Source organism: uncultured Arthrobacter sp. (assembly GCF_902805515.1).
Classification (GTDB): Bacteria; Actinomycetota; Actinomycetes; order Actinomycetales; family Micrococcaceae; genus Arthrobacter_D.
On the sequence record NZ_CADCTE010000023.1, the window covers coordinates 1 to 17442 of the forward strand.

17 protein-coding genes and 1 other RNA gene are annotated in these 17442 nt (G+C 67.3%); 8 read left to right on the forward strand and 10 right to left on the reverse strand.

Annotation, left to right across the window (positions count from 1 at the left end; all coding sequences use genetic code 11):
* Window positions 1-64: 64 nt before the first annotated feature.
* The 7 genes from ssrA to prfB form a co-directional block, all read right to left on the reverse strand.
* Window positions 65-432: a transfer-messenger RNA gene (gene ssrA / locus QZX79_RS02180) on the reverse strand.
* Window positions 433-553: 121 nt separating this feature from the next.
* Window positions 554-925 (reverse strand): hypothetical protein, encoded by a 372-nt coding sequence (locus QZX79_RS02185; protein WP_294564020.1) that lies wholly within the window; start codon window positions 923-925, stop codon window positions 554-556.
* Window positions 925-1398: an SsrA-binding protein SmpB gene (smpB, locus tag QZX79_RS02190; protein ID WP_120165137.1), complete on the reverse strand. Its 474-nt coding sequence runs from the start codon at window positions 1396-1398 to the stop codon at window positions 925-927. The genes QZX79_RS02185 and smpB overlap by 1 nt, the downstream gene beginning before the upstream one ends.
* Before the next feature lie 66 nt (window positions 1399-1464).
* Window positions 1465-3015 (reverse strand): peptidoglycan DD-metalloendopeptidase family protein, encoded by a 1551-nt coding sequence (locus QZX79_RS02195; protein ID WP_294564027.1) that lies wholly within the window; start codon window positions 3013-3015, stop codon window positions 1465-1467.
* 36 nt (window positions 3016-3051) lie between these two features.
* Window positions 3052-3966 (reverse strand): permease-like cell division protein FtsX, encoded by a 915-nt coding sequence (gene ftsX / locus QZX79_RS02200; RefSeq protein WP_294564029.1) that lies wholly within the window; start codon window positions 3964-3966, stop codon window positions 3052-3054.
* Window positions 3963-4667: a cell division ATP-binding protein FtsE gene (gene ftsE, locus QZX79_RS02205; protein WP_120165134.1), complete on the reverse strand. Its 705-nt coding sequence runs from the start codon at window positions 4665-4667 to the stop codon at window positions 3963-3965. The genes ftsX and ftsE overlap by 4 nt, the downstream gene beginning before the upstream one ends.
* 345 nt (window positions 4668-5012) lie before the next feature.
* Window positions 5013-6131, reverse strand: a complete 1119-nt coding sequence (gene prfB / locus QZX79_RS02210; protein ID WP_294564033.1) for a peptide chain release factor 2 — start codon at window positions 6129-6131, stop codon at window positions 5013-5015.
* Window positions 6132-6457: 326 nt separating this feature from the next.
* Between prfB and QZX79_RS02215 the strand changes: the two genes are divergently transcribed.
* Both QZX79_RS02215 and QZX79_RS02220 read left to right on the forward strand, forming a co-directional pair.
* Window positions 6458-7072, forward strand: a complete 615-nt coding sequence (locus QZX79_RS02215) for a hypothetical protein (RefSeq protein ID WP_294564035.1) — start codon at window positions 6458-6460, stop codon at window positions 7070-7072.
* A gap of 160 nt (window positions 7073-7232) precedes the next feature.
* The gene (locus tag QZX79_RS02220) at window positions 7233-9344 is read left to right on the forward strand and encodes a hypothetical protein (protein ID WP_294564037.1); all 2112 of its coding nucleotides are present in this window, start codon (window positions 7233-7235) and stop codon (window positions 9342-9344) included.
* A 51-nt stretch (window positions 9345-9395) separates the two neighbouring features.
* On the opposite strand, the gene QZX79_RS02225 is transcribed toward QZX79_RS02220, so the two are convergent.
* Both QZX79_RS02225 and QZX79_RS02230 read right to left on the reverse strand, forming a co-directional pair.
* The gene (locus QZX79_RS02225) at window positions 9396-9674 is read right to left on the reverse strand and encodes a hypothetical protein (RefSeq protein ID WP_294564041.1); all 279 of its coding nucleotides are present in this window, start codon (window positions 9672-9674) and stop codon (window positions 9396-9398) included.
* Window positions 9675-9709: 35 nt separating this feature from the next.
* A complete protein-coding gene (locus QZX79_RS02230; RefSeq protein WP_294564045.1) occupies window positions 9710-9898 on the reverse strand; it encodes a hypothetical protein in 189 nt (62 codons plus the stop codon).
* A gap of 81 nt (window positions 9899-9979) precedes the next feature.
* Between QZX79_RS02230 and QZX79_RS02235 the strand changes: the two genes are divergently transcribed.
* Together QZX79_RS02235 and QZX79_RS02240 are read left to right on the forward strand one after the other, a co-directional pair.
* A complete protein-coding gene (locus tag QZX79_RS02235) occupies window positions 9980-10984 on the forward strand; it encodes a GlxA family transcriptional regulator (RefSeq protein ID WP_294564048.1) in 1005 nt (334 codons plus the stop codon).
* Window positions 10981-12357, forward strand: a complete 1377-nt coding sequence (locus tag QZX79_RS02240) for a CoA transferase (RefSeq protein WP_294564051.1) — start codon at window positions 10981-10983, stop codon at window positions 12355-12357. Before QZX79_RS02235 ends, QZX79_RS02240 begins: the two co-directional genes overlap by 4 nt.
* Window positions 12358-12367: 10 nt before the next feature.
* On the opposite strand, the gene ftsW is transcribed toward QZX79_RS02240, so the two are convergent.
* Entirely contained in the window at window positions 12368-13606 is a 1239-nt protein-coding gene (gene ftsW / locus QZX79_RS02245; RefSeq protein ID WP_294564054.1) for a putative lipid II flippase FtsW, read from the reverse strand.
* A gap of 629 nt (window positions 13607-14235) precedes the next feature.
* Between ftsW and QZX79_RS02250 the strand changes: the two genes are divergently transcribed.
* From QZX79_RS02250 to QZX79_RS02265, 4 genes are all read left to right on the forward strand, one after another.
* Window positions 14236-14439 (forward strand): hypothetical protein, encoded by a 204-nt coding sequence (locus QZX79_RS02250; protein ID WP_294564056.1) that lies wholly within the window; start codon window positions 14236-14238, stop codon window positions 14437-14439.
* A gap of 166 nt (window positions 14440-14605) precedes the next feature.
* On the forward strand, window positions 14606-14809 hold the full coding sequence (locus QZX79_RS02255; RefSeq protein WP_294564059.1) for a hypothetical protein: 204 nt from the start codon (window positions 14606-14608) through the stop codon (window positions 14807-14809).
* Window positions 14810-14998: 189 nt separating this feature from the next.
* Window positions 14999-16558, forward strand: a complete 1560-nt coding sequence (locus tag QZX79_RS02260) for an APC family permease (protein ID WP_294564063.1) — start codon at window positions 14999-15001, stop codon at window positions 16556-16558.
* A partial coding sequence (locus QZX79_RS02265) for a saccharopine dehydrogenase family protein (protein WP_294564066.1) occupies window positions 16558-17442 on the forward strand: 885 nt, incomplete at its 3' end. The genes QZX79_RS02260 and QZX79_RS02265, both read left to right, overlap by 1 nt.

Below are 17442 nucleotides of genomic sequence, written 5' to 3' on the forward strand. Positions count from 1 at the left end.
CAGCCCCGACTCCGGATACCCGGAATTCGAGGCTGTGCTGATCCGCCGGCCGGCGGCGGATCCCAAGTGGAGATGGCGGGAATTGAACCCGCGTCCGATGCAGTGTTGTCAGGGCTTCTCCGTGCGCAGTTTGCGTCGGTTTTTCTCAGCTCCAGCCATCGTGCAAACAAGTGGCTGCCAAGCTCAGTTGTATAAGAGTCCCCCTGGTTCCTACAACAAAAACCAGGAGCAGTGGCCCTCTAAATGACGCCAGGATCCGGGGCGAGAGCACACCCGGTCTGACGGACTAGCTACGCTGCTTAGGCAGCGAGAGCGAAGTCAGTGCGCTTTTGTTCGGCACTTATTGTTTTACAAGGAGCGTTTACGAGATAACCCTGTATCCTCGGCCCGCTTCCCCTGTCGCGACTAACATCGTCGAAACCTGTCATCCCCGTATTGAGTTACCAATGTCCGGAACCCGCCGTGAGGCGCGTCCAGACGTTCAGTGTAACGCATCTGCCGCCGCGGTGATTCCCAGCTGTGATTCCCCCTGGGGGCCTCGACGGGACCGGCGTCAGAAGCGGATGCCGAGGATGACCACCTGGGCCTGCCACAGGGCGACGACGACGAAGGACACGGTGACGAAGGCGATCCCGAGGGCCGCCAGGGCCGTCGTGCCTGCCTGTTTGCGCCGGAAGCTCCACCAGAACACCGCGGCATTGAGCAGCAGGAGCACCGGGGAGATCCACACCAGCACCTGCGCCAGGTAGACGTAGATCAGGAAGAAGAAGGGGATCAGGGAAAGGATCCCCACCGGGACGATGGCGAACAGGAGGAGCAGGTCGACGACGGCACCGAGGGTGACCCACCACGGGCGCTTGTAGCGCAGCTCCGATTCGTCGGGGTGCTCGGATTCCTCCTGCGCCTCCCAGAAGACATCGCTCATCAGGCGCCGAGGTTCTTCTCGCGCATTGCGCGCAGCGCCTCACGGTTGTCCTGCTTCTCCCGCAGTGTCTGGCGCTTGTCGTAGTCCCGCTTGCCACGGGCGACGGCGAGTTCGACCTTGGCCCGGCCGTTGAGGAAGTACAGCTGCAGCGGCACCAGGGTGAAGCCGGACTCACGAATCTTCTGGGAGATCTTCGTCAGTTCCTCGCGGTGCAGCAGCAGCTTCCGGCGGCGGCGGGCGGCGTGGTTGGTCCAGCTTCCCTGCGTGTACTCGGGGATGTGGATCGCCTCGAGCCACAGCTCGTCGTTGTAGAACACCGCGAAACCGTCAACGAGGGAGGCCCGCCCGGCGCGCAGTGATTTCACCTCGGTGCCCATCAGGGCGATGCCGGCCTCGTAGGTATCGAGGATTTCGTAGTCGTGCCGGGCCTTCCGATTGGTGGCCACTACCTTCCGGCCACTTTCCTTGGGCACGGCAAACTCCTTCAACAGCGGGGGCGGGCCGGAGCCCGCGTGGAATAAGTGGGTCCTATTCTACGGCTACAGGAGACCGGAGGGATCCACGAGGCTGCCGTTGAGCACCGTCTCGAAGTGAAGGTGGCAGCCGGTGGAGTTGCCCGTGGTCCCGGTGTAGCCGATGAGCTGGCCGGCGCTGACCCGCTGTCCCGGATACACGTTGAAGCTGGCCAGGTGGTAGTAGTTGGTCGCCAGGGCGTTGCCGGCCCGCACCCCGTGGTTGAGCACGATGCGGTTTCCGGCGCCCTTCAGCGCATCGGAGTCGGCGTACCAGACCTCACCCGACGCCGGGGCGTACAGCGGCGTGCCGCAGCCGACCCCGTAGTCGAGCCCGGTGTGGGTGTAGCCGCCGGTGCCGTTGAAGTCGATCGTACCGATCGGGGTGGGGCGCCAACCGAAGCCCGAGCTGACCGGGCCGTTGACCGGCGCGAGGAGCTTGAAGTCGGACGGGTTCCCCAGGACCGGCGGCTTGATGACCGGTGCGACTGGGGCGACCGGAGCAGGGGCCACCGGCGGGGCGGGTGCCACTGGGGCGGGGGCCGGACGGTTCTGCGCGGCGGCCTCGGCGGCCCGGCGCTCGTCCTCGGCGCGCTGCTCGGCGGCCCGGCGCTCGTTCTCAACGCGGGCGGCCTCGGCGGCGGCCGCGACACGGCGTTCGGTTTCGACCCGCGCCCGCTCCTCGGCCTCGGCCTTGAGCCGGGCTTCCTCGGCCTTGCGCGCTTCCTCGATGAGGCGGCGCTGGCGTTCGGCGATGTCGGCGGTCACCTTCTCATGGGCCTCTTCGACGCTGGCGAGCTGCGCCTCGATGACGGGCTTCTGCTTCTGGAGCTTCGCCGAGAGGGCGGAGGTGTCGGCGATGAGCGTGTCGACCTTCGCCTTTTCGGTGGCGGCGGCGTCCCGTGCCGACTGCTCGGCCTGGAGGGCGGCCTCGGCCTTGGACTTGAGGTCCTTGATCTCCGCCTCGACGGCGGTGAGGCGGGCCTGGCTGTTGGCGTTCGTCGCGCTCTGCTGGGAGAGCCGGTCCATCGCCGCGTTCTGTCCGCGCAGCGCCTGGTCCACCATGTCCATGGAGTCGGTGAGCGTTTCGGCGCCGTCGGCGCCGAGCATGAGGGCGACGTCGGAGGGGACGCCGCCGTTCTTGTAGGACTGGGTGGCGATCTGCCCGATCACCTTGCGGGTGTCCTCGATGGCAGCCTTGTCCTTGGCGAGCTGGTCCGCGATCTTCGTCCTGGTTTCCTCGGCGAGCTGCACGCGCATGGCCAGCGCGCTGACCTCGTTGGCCGCCGATTCGACGCGTCCCTGCGCATCGGCGAGGGCCTGCTGGGCCGCCGGGAGCTGCCCCTGGTACACCTTCAGCTGTGCGATGGTTTCGGTGATGTCCTCATCGAGGTACTCGATGGACTGCTGCACTTCGCTGATTTCCGATTCGAGGGCCGACTTGCGGTCCTCGAGGTCGTCGGCGAAGACGGGCGTACCGAAGCCCAGGGCAAGGGAGGCCGCAAGCGCGATCGAGACCCCCGCCGTCGTACGGATGAAAAAGGGCCGCGGGCCCCGATGCACCGAGCGTAAATCCATGAACTGTACCTGTCCCCTAGTACCGCCGAACCGGCCCTAAACCTTCACGTAGCGCCGCAGGGTCAGGAGTGATGAGACCCCAGCGAGCAGCGCGCCCAGAAGGATGAGCGCCGGAACCAGCAGGAGAACCTGCTGATCCGAAATGAACGCCGTCTCCGGATACTCACGGGCGAGCCAGCCGCCGATGACGAAGCGGGACATTCCCCACAACGCACCGGAGGCCAAGAGAGCTCCGACAACAGCGGCGATTACCCCTTCAAGGATGAAGGGCAGCTGAATCACTGCCTTCGAGGCTCCGACCAGCCTCATGATCCCGGTTTCCCGCCGTCGGCTGAATGCCGACAGCCGGATGGTAGTCGCTATGAGGAGTATTGCACACACTGTCATCACCCCCGCAACCAATAAAGCCCCTAGTGAGGCGCGGTTCATGACGGAAAAGACCTTTTCGAGCAGCTCCCGCTGGTCGCTGACGACGTCGACGCCGGGCAGGGAGGAGAACGCCTCGTTGATGACCTCGTACTTCTCCGGGTCAACGAGGTTCACCCGGAAGGACTCGGGGAGCTGATCCGCGGTGACCGAATCGACGATCGGAGAATTGGCGAACTGGTCCTGAAAGTGCCCCAGCGCCTCGTCCTGGGATTCGTATTCGACCGACGCGACGTAGGGGGTGAAGGTCTCCGACTCGAGCATGCCGCGGATGGTGTCCCGCTGCTCCTCGGTGACCGGGCCGGCGGCGCAGCTGGGCGAGGTCGAGTTTTCGACGCACAGGAACACGGCCACCTGCACGCGGTCGTACCAGTAGCCCTTCATCTGGTTGATCTGCAGCTGCAGGAGTCCGGCCGCGCCGACGAAGGTCAGGGAGATGAAGGTGACCAGGATGACGGAGATGACCATCGAGAGGTTCCGGCGGAGCCCGGAGCCGATTTCGGAAAGGATGAACGCGAGCCTCATTCGGCCACCGCCTCCGTCTCGCCGATGTAGATACCCTGGGCGTCATCGCGCACCACCGCACCGTTGCGCAGCTCGACGACCCGCTTGCGCATGGTGTTCACGATGTCGTCGTCGTGGGTGGCCATGACCACGGTGGTGCCGTTGGAGTTGATGCGGTCGAGCACCTTCATGATGCCCATCGACGTGGTGGGGTCGAGGTTTCCGGTCGGCTCGTCCGCGAGGAGGATGCCCGGGCGGTTGACGATGGCGCGGGCGATCGCCACGCGCTGCTGCTCACCGCCGGAGAGTTCGTGGGGCATGCGGTTGTTCTTGCCTTCGAGGCCCACGGTCTTGAGCACCTCGGGGACGGTCTCGCGGATGACCGCGCGGCTCTTGCCGATGACCTGCATGGCGAAGGCGACGTTGGCGAAGACCGTCTTATTGGGCAGCAGGCGGAAATCCTGGAAGACGACCCCGATGCCGCGCCGGAGCCGGGGCACGCGCCAGCTCGGGATGTTCGCGACGTTCTGGCCGGCGACGTAGACGGCGCCGCGGGAGGCGCTGTCCTCCTTGAGTACGAGGCGGATGAAGGTCGACTTGCCCGAGCCCGAGGCTCCGACAAGGAACACAAACTCGGACCGGTCCACCTCGAGGGAGACCGAATCGAGCGCGGGGCGCGACTTGGCGTCGTACACCTTGGTGACGTTTTCGAATCGGATCATGACTACTCTGCGCCCATTGTGTCCAGCCGGTTCACGGGCATTTGCTGGAGGAAGGAAGGACCGGCTCCTCGACTATAGCCACGCCTGTTTGCCTTCCGGGAAAGCCGCACCGTGTGTCGGAAGTGAAAATTGTTGTTTGAACACCACCCGAAACGGGACCGCCGCAGCCCGCGAAGCAGCGTTCATGCTGCCTAATATAGGGCACCGCCTGCCCGCCCGTTGAGGAAAATGGCGGCCTAAGCAGGAAAGGGGCGCAGAAAACCGGCCCGCAGCGTGGTGGCACGGTGCGGACCCGGCCTGCGGCGTGCGGCTGCGGGGTGCTTACGCGGTGCCTACGCGGTGCCCCTACTGGGCGTCGGCGTTGCGGTTGTTCGTGCGCCAGCGGATGCCGGCGTCGATGAAGTCGTCGATCTCGCCGTCGAACACGGCCGAGGTGTTGCCCACCTCGTGCTCGGTCCGCAGGTCCTTGACCATCTGGTACGGGTTCAGGACGTAGGAGCGCATCTGGTCGCCCCACGAGGCCTTGACGTCGCCGGCAAAGGCCTTCTTCTCGGCGTCCTCCTGCTCCTTCTTGAGCAGGAGGAGGCGCGACTGAAGCACGCGCATGGCGGCGGCGCGGTTCTGAATCTGGGACTTCTCGTTCTGCATCGAGACGACGAGCCCGGTGGGAAGGTGGGTCAGGCGCACCGCGGAGTCGGTGGTGTTGACGGACTGGCCGCCGGGCCCGGAGGAGCGGAAGACGTCGACGCGGATGTCGTTGTCGGGCACCTCGATGACGTCGGTCTGCTCGATGAGCGGGATGACCTCGACGGCGGCGAAGGAGGTCTGGCGGCGGCCCTGGTTGTCGAAGGGGCTGATCCGCACCAGGCGGTGAGTCCCGGCCTCCACCGAGAGCGTGCCGAAGGCGTAGGGGGCCTTCACCTCAAAGGTCGCTGACTTCAGCCCGGCCTCCTCGGCGTAGGAGGTGTCGAGGACCTGGGTGGGGTAGCCGTGGCGCTCGGCCCAGCGCAGGTACATGCGCAGCAGCATCTCGGCGAAGTCGGCGGCGTCCACTCCCCCGGCCTCGGAGCGGATGGTGACGACGGCTTCACGCTCGTCCCACTCGCCGGCGAGCAGCGTGACGATCTCGAGCTGGTCCAGGGCCTTTCCGAGCGACACGAGTTCCTTTTCGGCCTCGGCCAGGGTGTCCTCGTCGTCCTCGGCCTGGCCGAGCTCGACCATGATCTCGAGATCGTCGATCCGGGTCTGGAGCGTTTCGAGGCGTTCGAGGGCGGACTGGCGGTGGGAGAGCTTCGAGGTGATCTTCTGCGCCGCGGCCGGGTCGTCCCACAGGTCCGGGGCGCCGGCCTCCTCGCTGAGCTCCGCAATGTCCTTGCGGATCCCTTCGACGTCGGAAACCTGTTCGATCGAGGTGTATTTGGCGCGCAGTGCGCGGATCTCTGCGGAAAAATCGGTAGCTGCCATGGTGAGTCCAGCCTACGTCATTCGCCCCGCGGGATCCCGTCCGGGTACGGCAGGCCGGGTTAGGGACCGGCCGGTTGAGCCAGCGGCGACGGGCCCGGCTCCCGGGGCCGGAAAGCCGGATACCCTCCCTTTAATTGGGTAGGGGTGCGGCCCCAGCTCCCATTGACAGCGCGAAATTCGCGGGCATAGGTTGGCCGCATTGTGCGCCCGGACTGACGGACTTGGACACCCTTTCCCTCAGCGGACCTGTCGCCGCATCGGCATCCAATGCATATCCAGGCAGGACGCGCTCTCGCTGCTCTCCTGCAACGCTCAGGAGCCCGACAATGAAAACCCAGACAAAGGTGTGCCTTCCGCTTCTCACCACGCTCTGCCTCCTCGCCGGATCGGCGTCTGCGGGCGCCCAGGAGGAAGAACCCGCCCCCTGGCCGCCCGCAGACACCGGCGGTGAATATCTTCCCGTTCCCGAGGACTATTACGCCCCTTGGAAGGTGGAAGCCTGCGGCACCGACGTCGAGGTCACCTCCGGCGACATTCGGGAGGTCCAGTACAAGTCCCGGGTGAAGGATGACGGAAGAACCAAGGTGAAATACCGCGGAAATGCCACAGTGGATGTGACCCGGGCCTCGGACGGTGCGTTCATTGACGAACTCGACATCTCCGGACCGGGCACCCAGCGCATTTCCGCCGATGGGTTGTCCATTGAAGACTCGCTGAAGGGCGCTTCGATCATTTTCCCGATGGGTGACCGGGACGCCCAGGCGCTGGCAGCAGCAGGCTTTCCCGAATTTTTCTACTACGAGGGCGGAACGCTGACCATCGAAGCCCAGTTGTCCCAGGACCCGGCAGCCGTCGAACCCCTCTCGGTGATGATCACGACGAACACCACCAGGCAAGTGCGCGACGTGTGCGAGATGCTCGACGAGGCAGGACCAAAGTAGCTGACACCAGGCACCGGAGTCCGGGGCGCCCGACGAAAGCGCAGGATTTACGCAGGATTTTCCCCGAGGCCGGTATCGGCAGCCGCCACGTGGGAGCCTCCCTCTAGAGTGATGCCGGTCGGATCAGCCGACCACTTTTACCTTGGGGGAGGAGACGTCCTTGTCTCTGCAGAAAAACGTCAAAAGACGGCCACCGTCGAACCGCATGCTCAGGGGCACCACCCTGGCAGGAGTAGCGGTCCTGCTCGCGGGCCTGATCACCGGCCCTGCCGCCTACGGCACCTCTCCGGTGCCACCGGAGCCCACTCCCACGGAGTCGGCCGAGACCCCCCTCCCCCCGGCCGATGAGGCCCCGCCCGCGGCGGTGCCCAGCGAACCGGCTCCAACCGAAACCGTCGAGCCCGTCGAGGAAACCGACGGCCCGGTGAACCTCACGCTTCCCACGGTCGACGGCCCCGCCGTCGTAGGCAAGCCGGTTACCGTCTTCACCGGCGAGTGGACGGGCGTGGAAGAATTCGGCACCCTGTTGCTGGAGTGGACGGCCGACGGCGAGGTGGTCCACGAGACCACTGCGCCGCCCGGTAAGACCTTCCAGTTCTGGATCCCTGGAACCGCCGGAGGAAAGAGCCTGGTCCTGTCGGTGCGGCCTGGGCTCGGTGAGCCCGTCACGACAGAACCGCTGGACGTGGGAATCGGAACCATCGACGGGGTGGGGTGGACCAACCTCATCATCGGCAAACCGGCTGTGGGGCAGGAGTTGAGCCTGCATGCCTCCTCGTGGTCAGACATCTATGGGGTCGTGCCCGTCGAGACCTACCAGTGGTACCGCGGCACCTCCGCGATTCCGGGCGCGGTCTTCCGCACCTACACGCCGGTCGCTGCCGACCTCGGACAAAAGCTCTGGGCGGAAGTGACCCTCAGCGCGCCGGGATATGCGCCGACTGGCGCATCCTCAGTCGAGGTAACCGTCGGACCCGGTGCGCTCACGGCACCGGTGCCGAGCATCACCGGTACTGCCCGCGTGGGCCAGGTCCAGACCGCCAATCCCGGCATCTGGCCGGCCGGCACCACCCTGTCCTACCAGTGGTACCGGGGCACCACCCCCATCACCGGAGCGGTCGGGCGCACCTACACCACCGTGCCGGCCGACAACGGGCAGGCAGTCAAGGTCCGCGTCCGTGGCACCAAGACCGGCTACACCAGTGTCTACAGGGATTCCGCTGCGCGCACGATCGCAGCGGGAGTCATCACCGCGACCACGCCGGTCACCGTCAGCGGCACCCACCGCTACGGCCAGACGCTGAAGGTCTCCCAGGGCTGGTCTCCGGCACCGGCCGTCATCAAGTATCAGTGGTACCGCGCCGGTATTGCCGTGTCCGGCGCCACTGGATCATCGCTGTGGCTCAACTCCTCCTACATCGGCCAGACGGTGTCCGTCCGGGTCACCGTTTCCAAGCCGGGCTACACCACCGTCTCGACCACCACCGTGCGGAAGACCGTCGGGAAGGCCGTCTTCGCGGTCACGGCGGCGCCGCGGATCACCGGAACCGCGAAGGTGGGCTACACGCTGACCACCAGCCTCGGCACCTACAGCCCGGCTCCGGCCGCCTACGGGTTCCAGTGGTACCGCAACGGCACCGCAATTTCCGGGGCTACGAACCGCTCCTACAAGCTGACCACCACCGACGGCGGCAAGCAGATCACCGCCCGGGTCTACGCCAAGGCCAACTACTACGAGACCCGCTCGACCCTGAGCGCCGCAGTGGCCATTCCCGCAGTCCCGGTCGTGGTGCTCGGCGGCGATGGAATCTACAAGGTCGGAACCACGCTGAAGCCCGGGCTCTACAAGGCCACCGGGACCGGCGAGGAATGCCAATGGGCGCGCCTCAACAGCTTCGTCTGGGACCCGGAGGGAAACAACATGAACGCCCATTACATAGGGCCGGCAAAAACCTACGTTCAGATCCTCCCAACCGATGTCGGCTTCCGGACCGAAGGCTGCGGCAAGTGGACCACTGTCACCAGTGCGGGAGCCCGGGCGACGAGCATCACCGCCAACGGCACCTACCGGGTGGGCATCGACATTCTCCCGGGCACGTACTACGCCTATGGCACGGGCGATGACTGCTACTGGGAGACCCTGTCCGGGTTCAGCTACGACCTGGATGAGCTGATCAGCAACTACTACGGACCGCAGAGGACCATCGTGACCATCCCGGCCGATGTCAAAGGCTTCTTCGTGCACGGCTGCGGAACCCTGACCCGCAAGTAGCGCGCCGCACCTCGAGGCCGGGCTCCCTGACCAGGGAGCCCGGCTTTCGCGTCAGGGGCAGCAGTCGGGGGCCACCGGCCGCATCGGCCCGGTCAACAGCGCAGCACTGCTCCTCCCGGCCCGCGCCGGTGGCCGGCGGAACCCCAGGCGCCGGAGAAGGTCCGGCCCCCATGCCTGCGGGCGGAAGGAATGCGCCGGGCCCGGGCGCAGCGGGTCGGCGGTGCCGGCCCTCCTGCGTTCCGCGTTCCGGCGGTGTTCGGCCGCGGCGAGGAACCGTGACTGTTCCGCGGCATGGAGGTGGAGGAAGTATTCGGCGGGTTGATTCAGCATCGGAGTTCCTTCGACATTGAACTTCTCGGATGAGGTCAGACGCCGGCGTCGGGGAAGGCACCGGCATAGGGAGCGCTGGGCAGTGCGCCGGCCCGCCACGCGGCGTGGCCGGGAGGCGGAGCAACCGAATGGAACCCGTCGGAACGGATCAGCCGCAGCAGGCCGATCCCGGAAAGGCCGACGACAGCGGCGGCAATGGCTGGAAAAGTGAGTAGAAAGTCCATGCCTTGAGTCTGCGATTCGGCGACCCCGAAAAATAGTGGCAGGAACGCCACTTTTCGTCGAATTCCTGCCATACTGTGATCATGCTCACTTCAGTGGCCCTGATCCTCCTTCCCGGTGTCACACCCTTCGAGTTCGGGGTGATCTGCGAGGTCTTCGGCGTCGACCGCTCGAAACTCGACGTGGGCCTCCCGGCCTTCGATTTCCGCATCTGCACGCCGGTCCCGGGAACCGTGGAGACCGAGACGGGCTTCTCCATCGTCGTCGAGCGAGACCTGTCGGCCACCATGGATGCGGACCTCGTCGTCATGATTCCCTCTCACTCCGGGGAGCCCCTCCCCGACGCCGTCGCCGACGCCCTCCGGGCCGCCGACCACCGCGGCGCGAGCCTATTCTCGGTATGCTCCGGGGCCTTCGCGCTTGCCGAGGCGGGGCTGCTCGATGGCAGGCGGGCCACGACCCACTGGTCGCATGCCCGGCGGCTCGCGGAGCAGTACCCGGCGGTGACGGTTGACGAGAACGTGCTGTACGTCCAGGACGGCAATATCCTGACCAGTGCCGGCACCGCCTCCGGTATTGATGCGAGCCTCCACCTGATCCGCCGGGAGTTCGGGGCCCGGGCCGCCGCCGCCGTCGCCCGCGGCATGGTGGTGCCCCCGCACCGGGACGGCGGTCAGGCCCAGTACATCGAGCGTCCCATCCCCACCTCGGGCGGGGACCCGATCGAGGAGCTCCTGGTGTGGCTCAGCGCCAACCTCGAGGAGGAGCTCTCCGTGCCGGCTCTGGCGCGGCGGGTGCACATGTCGGAGCGGACCTTCGCACGGCGGTTCCGGGCGGTCACCGGGGCCACCCCGGCCGCGTGGATCACCGCCCAGCGCGTCCAGCGGGCCCAGCTGCTGCTCGAGGAAACCCACCTGGGCATCGACTCCATCGCCCGCAGGAGCGGGTTCGGCCAAGCCGTGCTGCTGCGCCAGCACTTCCACAAGGTGCTGGGCGTCAGCCCCGCCGCCTACCGCCGCACCTTCCACGGCCCGCCCGAGACCTGCTGCAGCCTCGTGGCCCCCGATGCGGCCGAGCAGCCGGCATGAACACCGGCGGGGAGGGCGCCTCCCTGCTGACCCGCGCCTGGTCGGCGCTCGGGGAGGATCCCGCAACGCTCCAGCGTCTGCCGCCCGGCGGTGAGCCGGCACTGGCCTCGGCCCTGAACGTGCCACGGCTGGCGCGGGACGCCGTCGCCGCCGCCTCCCTCGCCGCCGCGCTCTGGACCGACTGCCTGCTCCCCCGTGGGCGCCCCCGGGCCGTCCACCTCGACGCCGCCCGGATCGCCACGGCATTCCTCAGTGAGCGCCACCTGCGGATCCGGGGTGACAGCCCGGACCTCTGGGCGCCCCTGTCAGGATTCTGGGAGGCCTCCGACGGGTGGGTGCGGACCCACGCGAATTACCCGCACCACCTCGGCCGCCTCCTCGCCGCACTGGAGCTGGGATCCGACGCCGGGCCGGACGACCTCGCGGCCCGCATCCGCTCCGCAGCGGCCCGGGACATCGAGGACCGGGTGTACGCGGCGGGCGGGATCGCCGCCGCCGTCCGGCGCGCCGACCGGGGCCTGGCGGACTGGGGCGGCGCCGCGGACGCGCCGCCGCTGGCGCTGACCCGGCTGGGAACGGCGCCCGCCCGCTTCCGGGGCTCCCCTGGCGCCACCGCAGCGGCCCCGCTGAAGGGATTGCGCGTCCTTGACCTCACCCGGGTGATCGCCGGCCCGATCGCCACCCGGACCCTGGCCCTGCTGGGGGCCGACGTCCTGCGGATCGACAGCCCAGCCCTTCCCGAGATGCCCGTCCAGCACCTCGACACCGGGGCAGGGAAGCACAGCGCCCTGCTCGATCTTTCCCTGCCCGCCGATGAACGCATCTTCCGGCGCCTGCTCGACGGCGCCCACGTCGTCGTCACCGGCTACCGGCCCGGCGCCCTCGACCGGTTCGGGCTCGAGCCTGGGGCCCTGGCCGCCGGGCGCCCCGGCATCCTTCTGATCCGGCTCAGCGCCTGGGGCGGTACCGGCCCGTGGGCGCAGCGGCGCGGTTTCGACAGCATTGTGCAGGCGGTCAGCGGCATTGCGATGCGCGAGTCCCCCGACGGCGTCCGCCCCGGCGTCCTGCCCGCGCAGGCGCTTGACCACGCAGCCGGTTACCTCCTGGCTGCCGGCGTGCTCTCCGCCCTGCGGCGCCAGCAGGACGACGGCGGCACCTGGCTCCTGGAGTCCTCCCTGGCCGCGATCGCGGCTCGGCTGCTGCAGGACACCCGGCCGCTGCTGCCGCGGGCGGAGGCCGGCCCACCGACGGTCGCGGTGAACGCCGACGGCATCACCACCGCCCTGCCGGCGGTGGCCTTCGACGACGGACCGGAGGACTGGCCGTTTCCGGCACGGCCATGGGGCGCCGACCCGCCCGAGTGGCAGCTGTAGGACCTGCCGCTCAGCCGGAGCCGACCGCGTCCCGGGTGGTCCCGGACGTCCGCAGGCAGGATAGCAGGACGCCCACCAGGGCCAGCAGGGCGATGATTGACGAGCCGCCGTAGGAGATGAAGGGAAGGGGAATCCCCACGACCGGAATCAGGCCCGTGACCACGGCGATGTTCACCACCGCCTGGCCCAGCACCCAGACCAGCGCCGAGCCGCAGAGGCAGATGGCGTACGGATTGCCCGCAAGGCGTGCGACCCGGACGATCGCGACGGCCAGCGTGGCGAACAGGATCAGGACCAGTGCGGCGCCGGCCAGGCCGAGTTCCTCCCCGAGCACGGCGAAGATGAAGTCATTGTGGGCCTCGGGAATCCAGTGGACCTTCTGGCGGCTCTGCCCGAGGCCCACCCCGAAAACCCCGCCGCCGGCGAGCGCGTAGACGGCGTGGGTCCCCTGGTAGCCCAGCCCCTCGGCCGCCCCGGCGCCGGAGGGGTCGAGCCAGACGAGAATCCGCTTCAGGCGGTTTGGGCTGGAGAGGACCGCGATGAGGACGGCGAAAAGGACGACGCCGGCACCGAGCATCAGGGAGCGGAGCCGGGCGCCGGTGAAGAAGAAGAGGCCGCCGACCACTGGGGCGAGGATCAGCGCCGTTCCAAGGTCCCGGCCCGCCAGCACCAGGCAAAGTGCAATTCCGGACGCCAGGAGGACCGGCACCACTCCGTGCCGCGGGTTGCGCTGGAGGTTCACCCGGTCGGTGAGGACCCCGGCGCCCCAGAGGATCAGGCTGAACTTGAGGAACTCCGAGGGCTGGATGGTCATCGACCCGATGGCGATCCAGTTCCGGTTGCCATTCACCTCCACGCCCAGCGGCGTGAAGACGAGCACCGCCAGGGCGAAGGAGCCCAGCAGCGCAACCCGGGAAAGCCTGCGGTAGAGGCGAAGCGGAATCCGTGCGAAGACCAGGAGGGCGATGAGCCCGAGGGCGCACCACAGACCCTGCCGCAGGAACGTCCCGTAGGGCGACTGTCCCTGTGCGGCCAGGGCGAAGGACGAGGCGGACAGGACCATGATGAGCCCGATGGCCACCAGTGAGAAGGTGGTGGCCAGCAGCAGGGCTGAAGCGCTCTTGGCGGAGCCGGGCCCCCGCGGGCTGGTGAACCGGAGCTGGCGGGAGAAGACCTGGGCCAGGCGGTTGCGGCGCGGCGCATGGGTGGGAAGGGTTGTGGGTCTAGGTAGTGGTCGAACTGCTGTCATAGCGTCCTGCCATTTCGGTCGACTGATCCGGCGGTGGCGGCGCTTTTTCTTTTCCGAAAACCCCCACTAAACCGCGCCGTTCCGGCGACGGTACTTCACGTAATTTGCAGTGCCCGGTTCAAATTCGGTGTCGTCCCTACTCGAATCCTTCGCGCCACTACTTGGTTTTTGGGAGTGCATCCCAGTAGTTGCGAGTAGAGTCACCAGCCGGAAAGCGGCACCCCCGCATTTGCGCCCATTGACAACGGCATTGCCCGGATCGATTCCTGTCGGGCGGCGCAATTCACCCGGCGCGCGCCGCGTTGGGGGCCCGTACCAAAACTCCTGGCGTTCTGCCGCGGGGTGAGGAAACTCGGCTCCAGCCCGGTCGGATTCAACGGAGAATTGGGGGCAGAAAATGTACGGAATCTCTGCAGTTTCGGTCGGTGCACTTGTGGGCGGGATCGCACTGACCGGTGCCACACCGGCGGGGGCCGCAGCCACAGGGGGCGCCGACGTCTATCAGCTGACGGAATGCGTCGACTACGGCCACGTGGAAGTGTGCGGAACGCTCCATTCGACGATCACTGTCGTCAATACTCCCAACTGCCACGTGGTCATGCGCGGGGAATTCCCGTTATGACACAACAGTGACCTTCGACGAGGGTTATTCCTACTCGACGACGGGCTCGGCGCACTATCACCTGCTCCGGAAGGACGACCAGAACAGCGTGTATTTCGATCGGCTGTCCGAGGTCTACATTGATCCGTTCGGCGCGACCTGCACCGCGATCGACGTTCATTTTGCGAACAGCGAATTCCAGTTCGAGCAGCGGAGTTTTGAATACGTGTAGCGCCGGGAGGCCGGGAATGAGCGGAGCGCGGAACATTTTCTGGGCGTCGCGTGTGCATGCGGCGGCAGCGGCAGGTCATGTAGGCAGCGGGACGGCGCATGCCCTTGTAGGGCCGATTCAACGCGCCTACCGTTGAGGGACAGTCCACGTCGTCAGGGGCACAGTCATGGCAGAGCTACGCATTGAACAGTGGTGGGTCCTCTTGGACGTCATGCCGAAGGAATGGTTCCGCGAGAACCTCGGCGCGTCGGAGATCGATCCCGACGCCGCCCGTGCCGTGAGTGAGGTCGGCGGCCCCGACCTCAGCGGGACGACTCTCTCCTCCGGCGACTGGGACTTCATCGAGACCCAGTCGGAGTTCGTGGACTGAGGCGCACACACAACCCTTCCCGGTAACCGTCGGCGCTGCAGGCTGCCGTGCAGAGGTTCCTGCGCGCCCTGCCGCACGCCCGGGGTCTAAAAAGGGCCGTTGCGGAAACCGACTAGTCAGTATAGTGAGGGGCGTCACATCGTTTGCGGTCGACAATGACGCCGGCCGGCCGGACAGCGGAGGCGCACGATGAGTTCCACAGCGACTGGAAAAGATGCCCAAGGCACACCGTCGGGTGAGGGGAAGGGACTCGCGGCCGGGACCCTGGGCGTGTGGGGGTCGGTGGTCATTGGGCTGGCGTCCACCGCACCGGCCTACTCGCTGGCGGCGTCGCTCGGCTTCGTGGTCCTTGCGGTCGGAGCGCAGGCACCGATCGCCTTCATCCTGGCGTTCATCCCCATGCTGTTCATCGCCTTCGCCTACCGGGAGCTTAACCGGGACGTCCCTGACTGCGGCACCTCCTTCACGTGGGCCACCAAGGCGTTCGGCCCGTGGGTGGGCTGGATGGCGGGCTGGGGCGTGGCGGTCGCAGGCATCATTGTGCTCGCAAACCTGGCCCAGATCGCCGGGCTCTACCTGTGGCTGCTCGTGGGCGACGGGTCACTCGCCGAGAATTCCTTCCTGGTGACGGCCACCGGCGTCTTCTTCATCGCGCTGATGACGCTGGTCAGCTACCGCGGCGTCGAGATCGGCGCGAAGCTGCAGAACGTCCTCCTGGCGGTCCAGTACCTGGCGCTGGCGCTGTTCGTGGTGTTTGCGCTTATCGGGGTGGCCAATGGCACCGCCGAAAATGCTACGGCGCCGTCGCTTGACTGGTTCAACCCCTTCGCCTTCGACAGCGTCGCAGGGTTCACCGAGGCCATCCTGCTGGCCCTGTTCATCTACTGGGGCTGGGACACCTGCCTTGCGCTGAACGAGGAGACCCGTGATGCCCGCCGCATCCCGGGCCGGGCCGCGCTGCTCACCACGGTGCTGCTGCTCATCACCTACGTCGGGGTCACCGTGGCGGCGATGATGTACGCCGGGGTGGGCGAGGAAGGCACCGGGCTGGGAAACGAGGTCAACGCGGAGGATGTGTTCTTCGCCCTCAAGGACGCCGTGCTGGGCCCGGCCGCCTGGCTGCTGGTGGTTGCCGTGCTCGTCTCAGCGGTCTCCTCCACCCAGACCACCATCCTCCCGACCGCGCGCGGCACCCTCTCAATGGCCGTCTACCAGGCGCTCCCCCGCCGGTTCAGCACGGTGCACGACCGCTTCCGGACCCCCTCCTTCTCCACCCTCGTCATGGGGATCGCCGCCATCGCCTTCTACGTGGTGATGACTCTTGTCAGCGAGAACATCCTTGCCGACTCCATCCTGTCCCTTGGCCTGGCCATCGCCTTCTACTACGCCATCACCGGGTACGCCTGCGTCTGGTACTTCCGCCGGGATGTTCTCACGTCCCGGCATAACTTCATCTTCCGGTTCCTGCTCCCCCTCCTGGGGGCGCTGATGCTGAGCGCTGCGTTCATCCGGTCGGCGATCGACATGGCCGACGTCGACTACGGGTACAGCGTGCTCTTCGGAATCGGCGGTACCTTCGTCGTCGGCATCGGGTCCCTCGCCCTGGGGCTGGTGTTCATGCTGGCCTGGCGGACCCGGAAGGGGTCGCAGCCGTTCTTCCGTGGGGAGAGCCTGAACGCCGACACGCCCGTCCTGGTGCCCGACTCCCCCGATATCTACCGGCGCTCGGTCGACGGCGGCCTCGCCTGATGCGCATTCTCATTGTCGGTGCCGGCGGCGTGGGATCCGCCGCGGCGCGGATCGCCGTCCGGCGCGCGTTCTTCGACCTCCTGTTGGTCGCCGACTACGACCCCGCCCGGCCGCAGGCCCTGGTGGATTCGCTCGACGACAGCCGTCTGGTGGCCGCGCAGGTGGACGCGTCATCGGCGGAGGCGGTCGCCGCCCTCGTGCGGGAGCATGACATTACCCACGTGCTCAACGCCGTGGACCCCCGCTTCGTGATGCCGATTTTCAACGGCTGTTTCGCGGCGGGAGCCACCTACCTTGACATGGCGATGAGCCTGTCCGAGCGGCACCCGGAGGAGCCGTACGCGAAGACCGGGGTGATGCTCGGCGACGAACAGTTCGCGCTCGCACAGCAGTGGGAGGGCGCCGGCCGGTTGGCCCTGGTGGGGATGGGGGTGGAGCCGGGGCTGTCGGACGTCTTCGCACGCTATGCGGAGGACGAACTGTTCGACGAGATCGACGAGCTGGCGGTGCGAGACGGTGCCAACCTCGTCGTCGCCGGGGCGGACGGCGAGCCGGCGTTCGCTCCGTCCTTCTCCATCTGGACCACCATCGAGGAGTGCCTGAACCCGCCGGTGATCTTCGAGCGCGGGGTCGGCTGGTACACCACCGAACCGTTCAGCGAACCGGAGGTCTTCCGGTTTCCCGAGGGGATCGGGGAGGTGGAGTGCGTCAACGTTGAACATGAGGAGGTCATCCTCATGCCGCGCTGGACCAAGGCCCGCAGGGTGACCTTCAAGTACGGCCTGGGCGATGAGTTCATCGGCGTGCTCAAGACCCTGCACAAGCTGGGCCTCGACTCCACCGAGCCGCTGATGGTCAAGGGAGTCGCCGTGGCACCGCGCGAC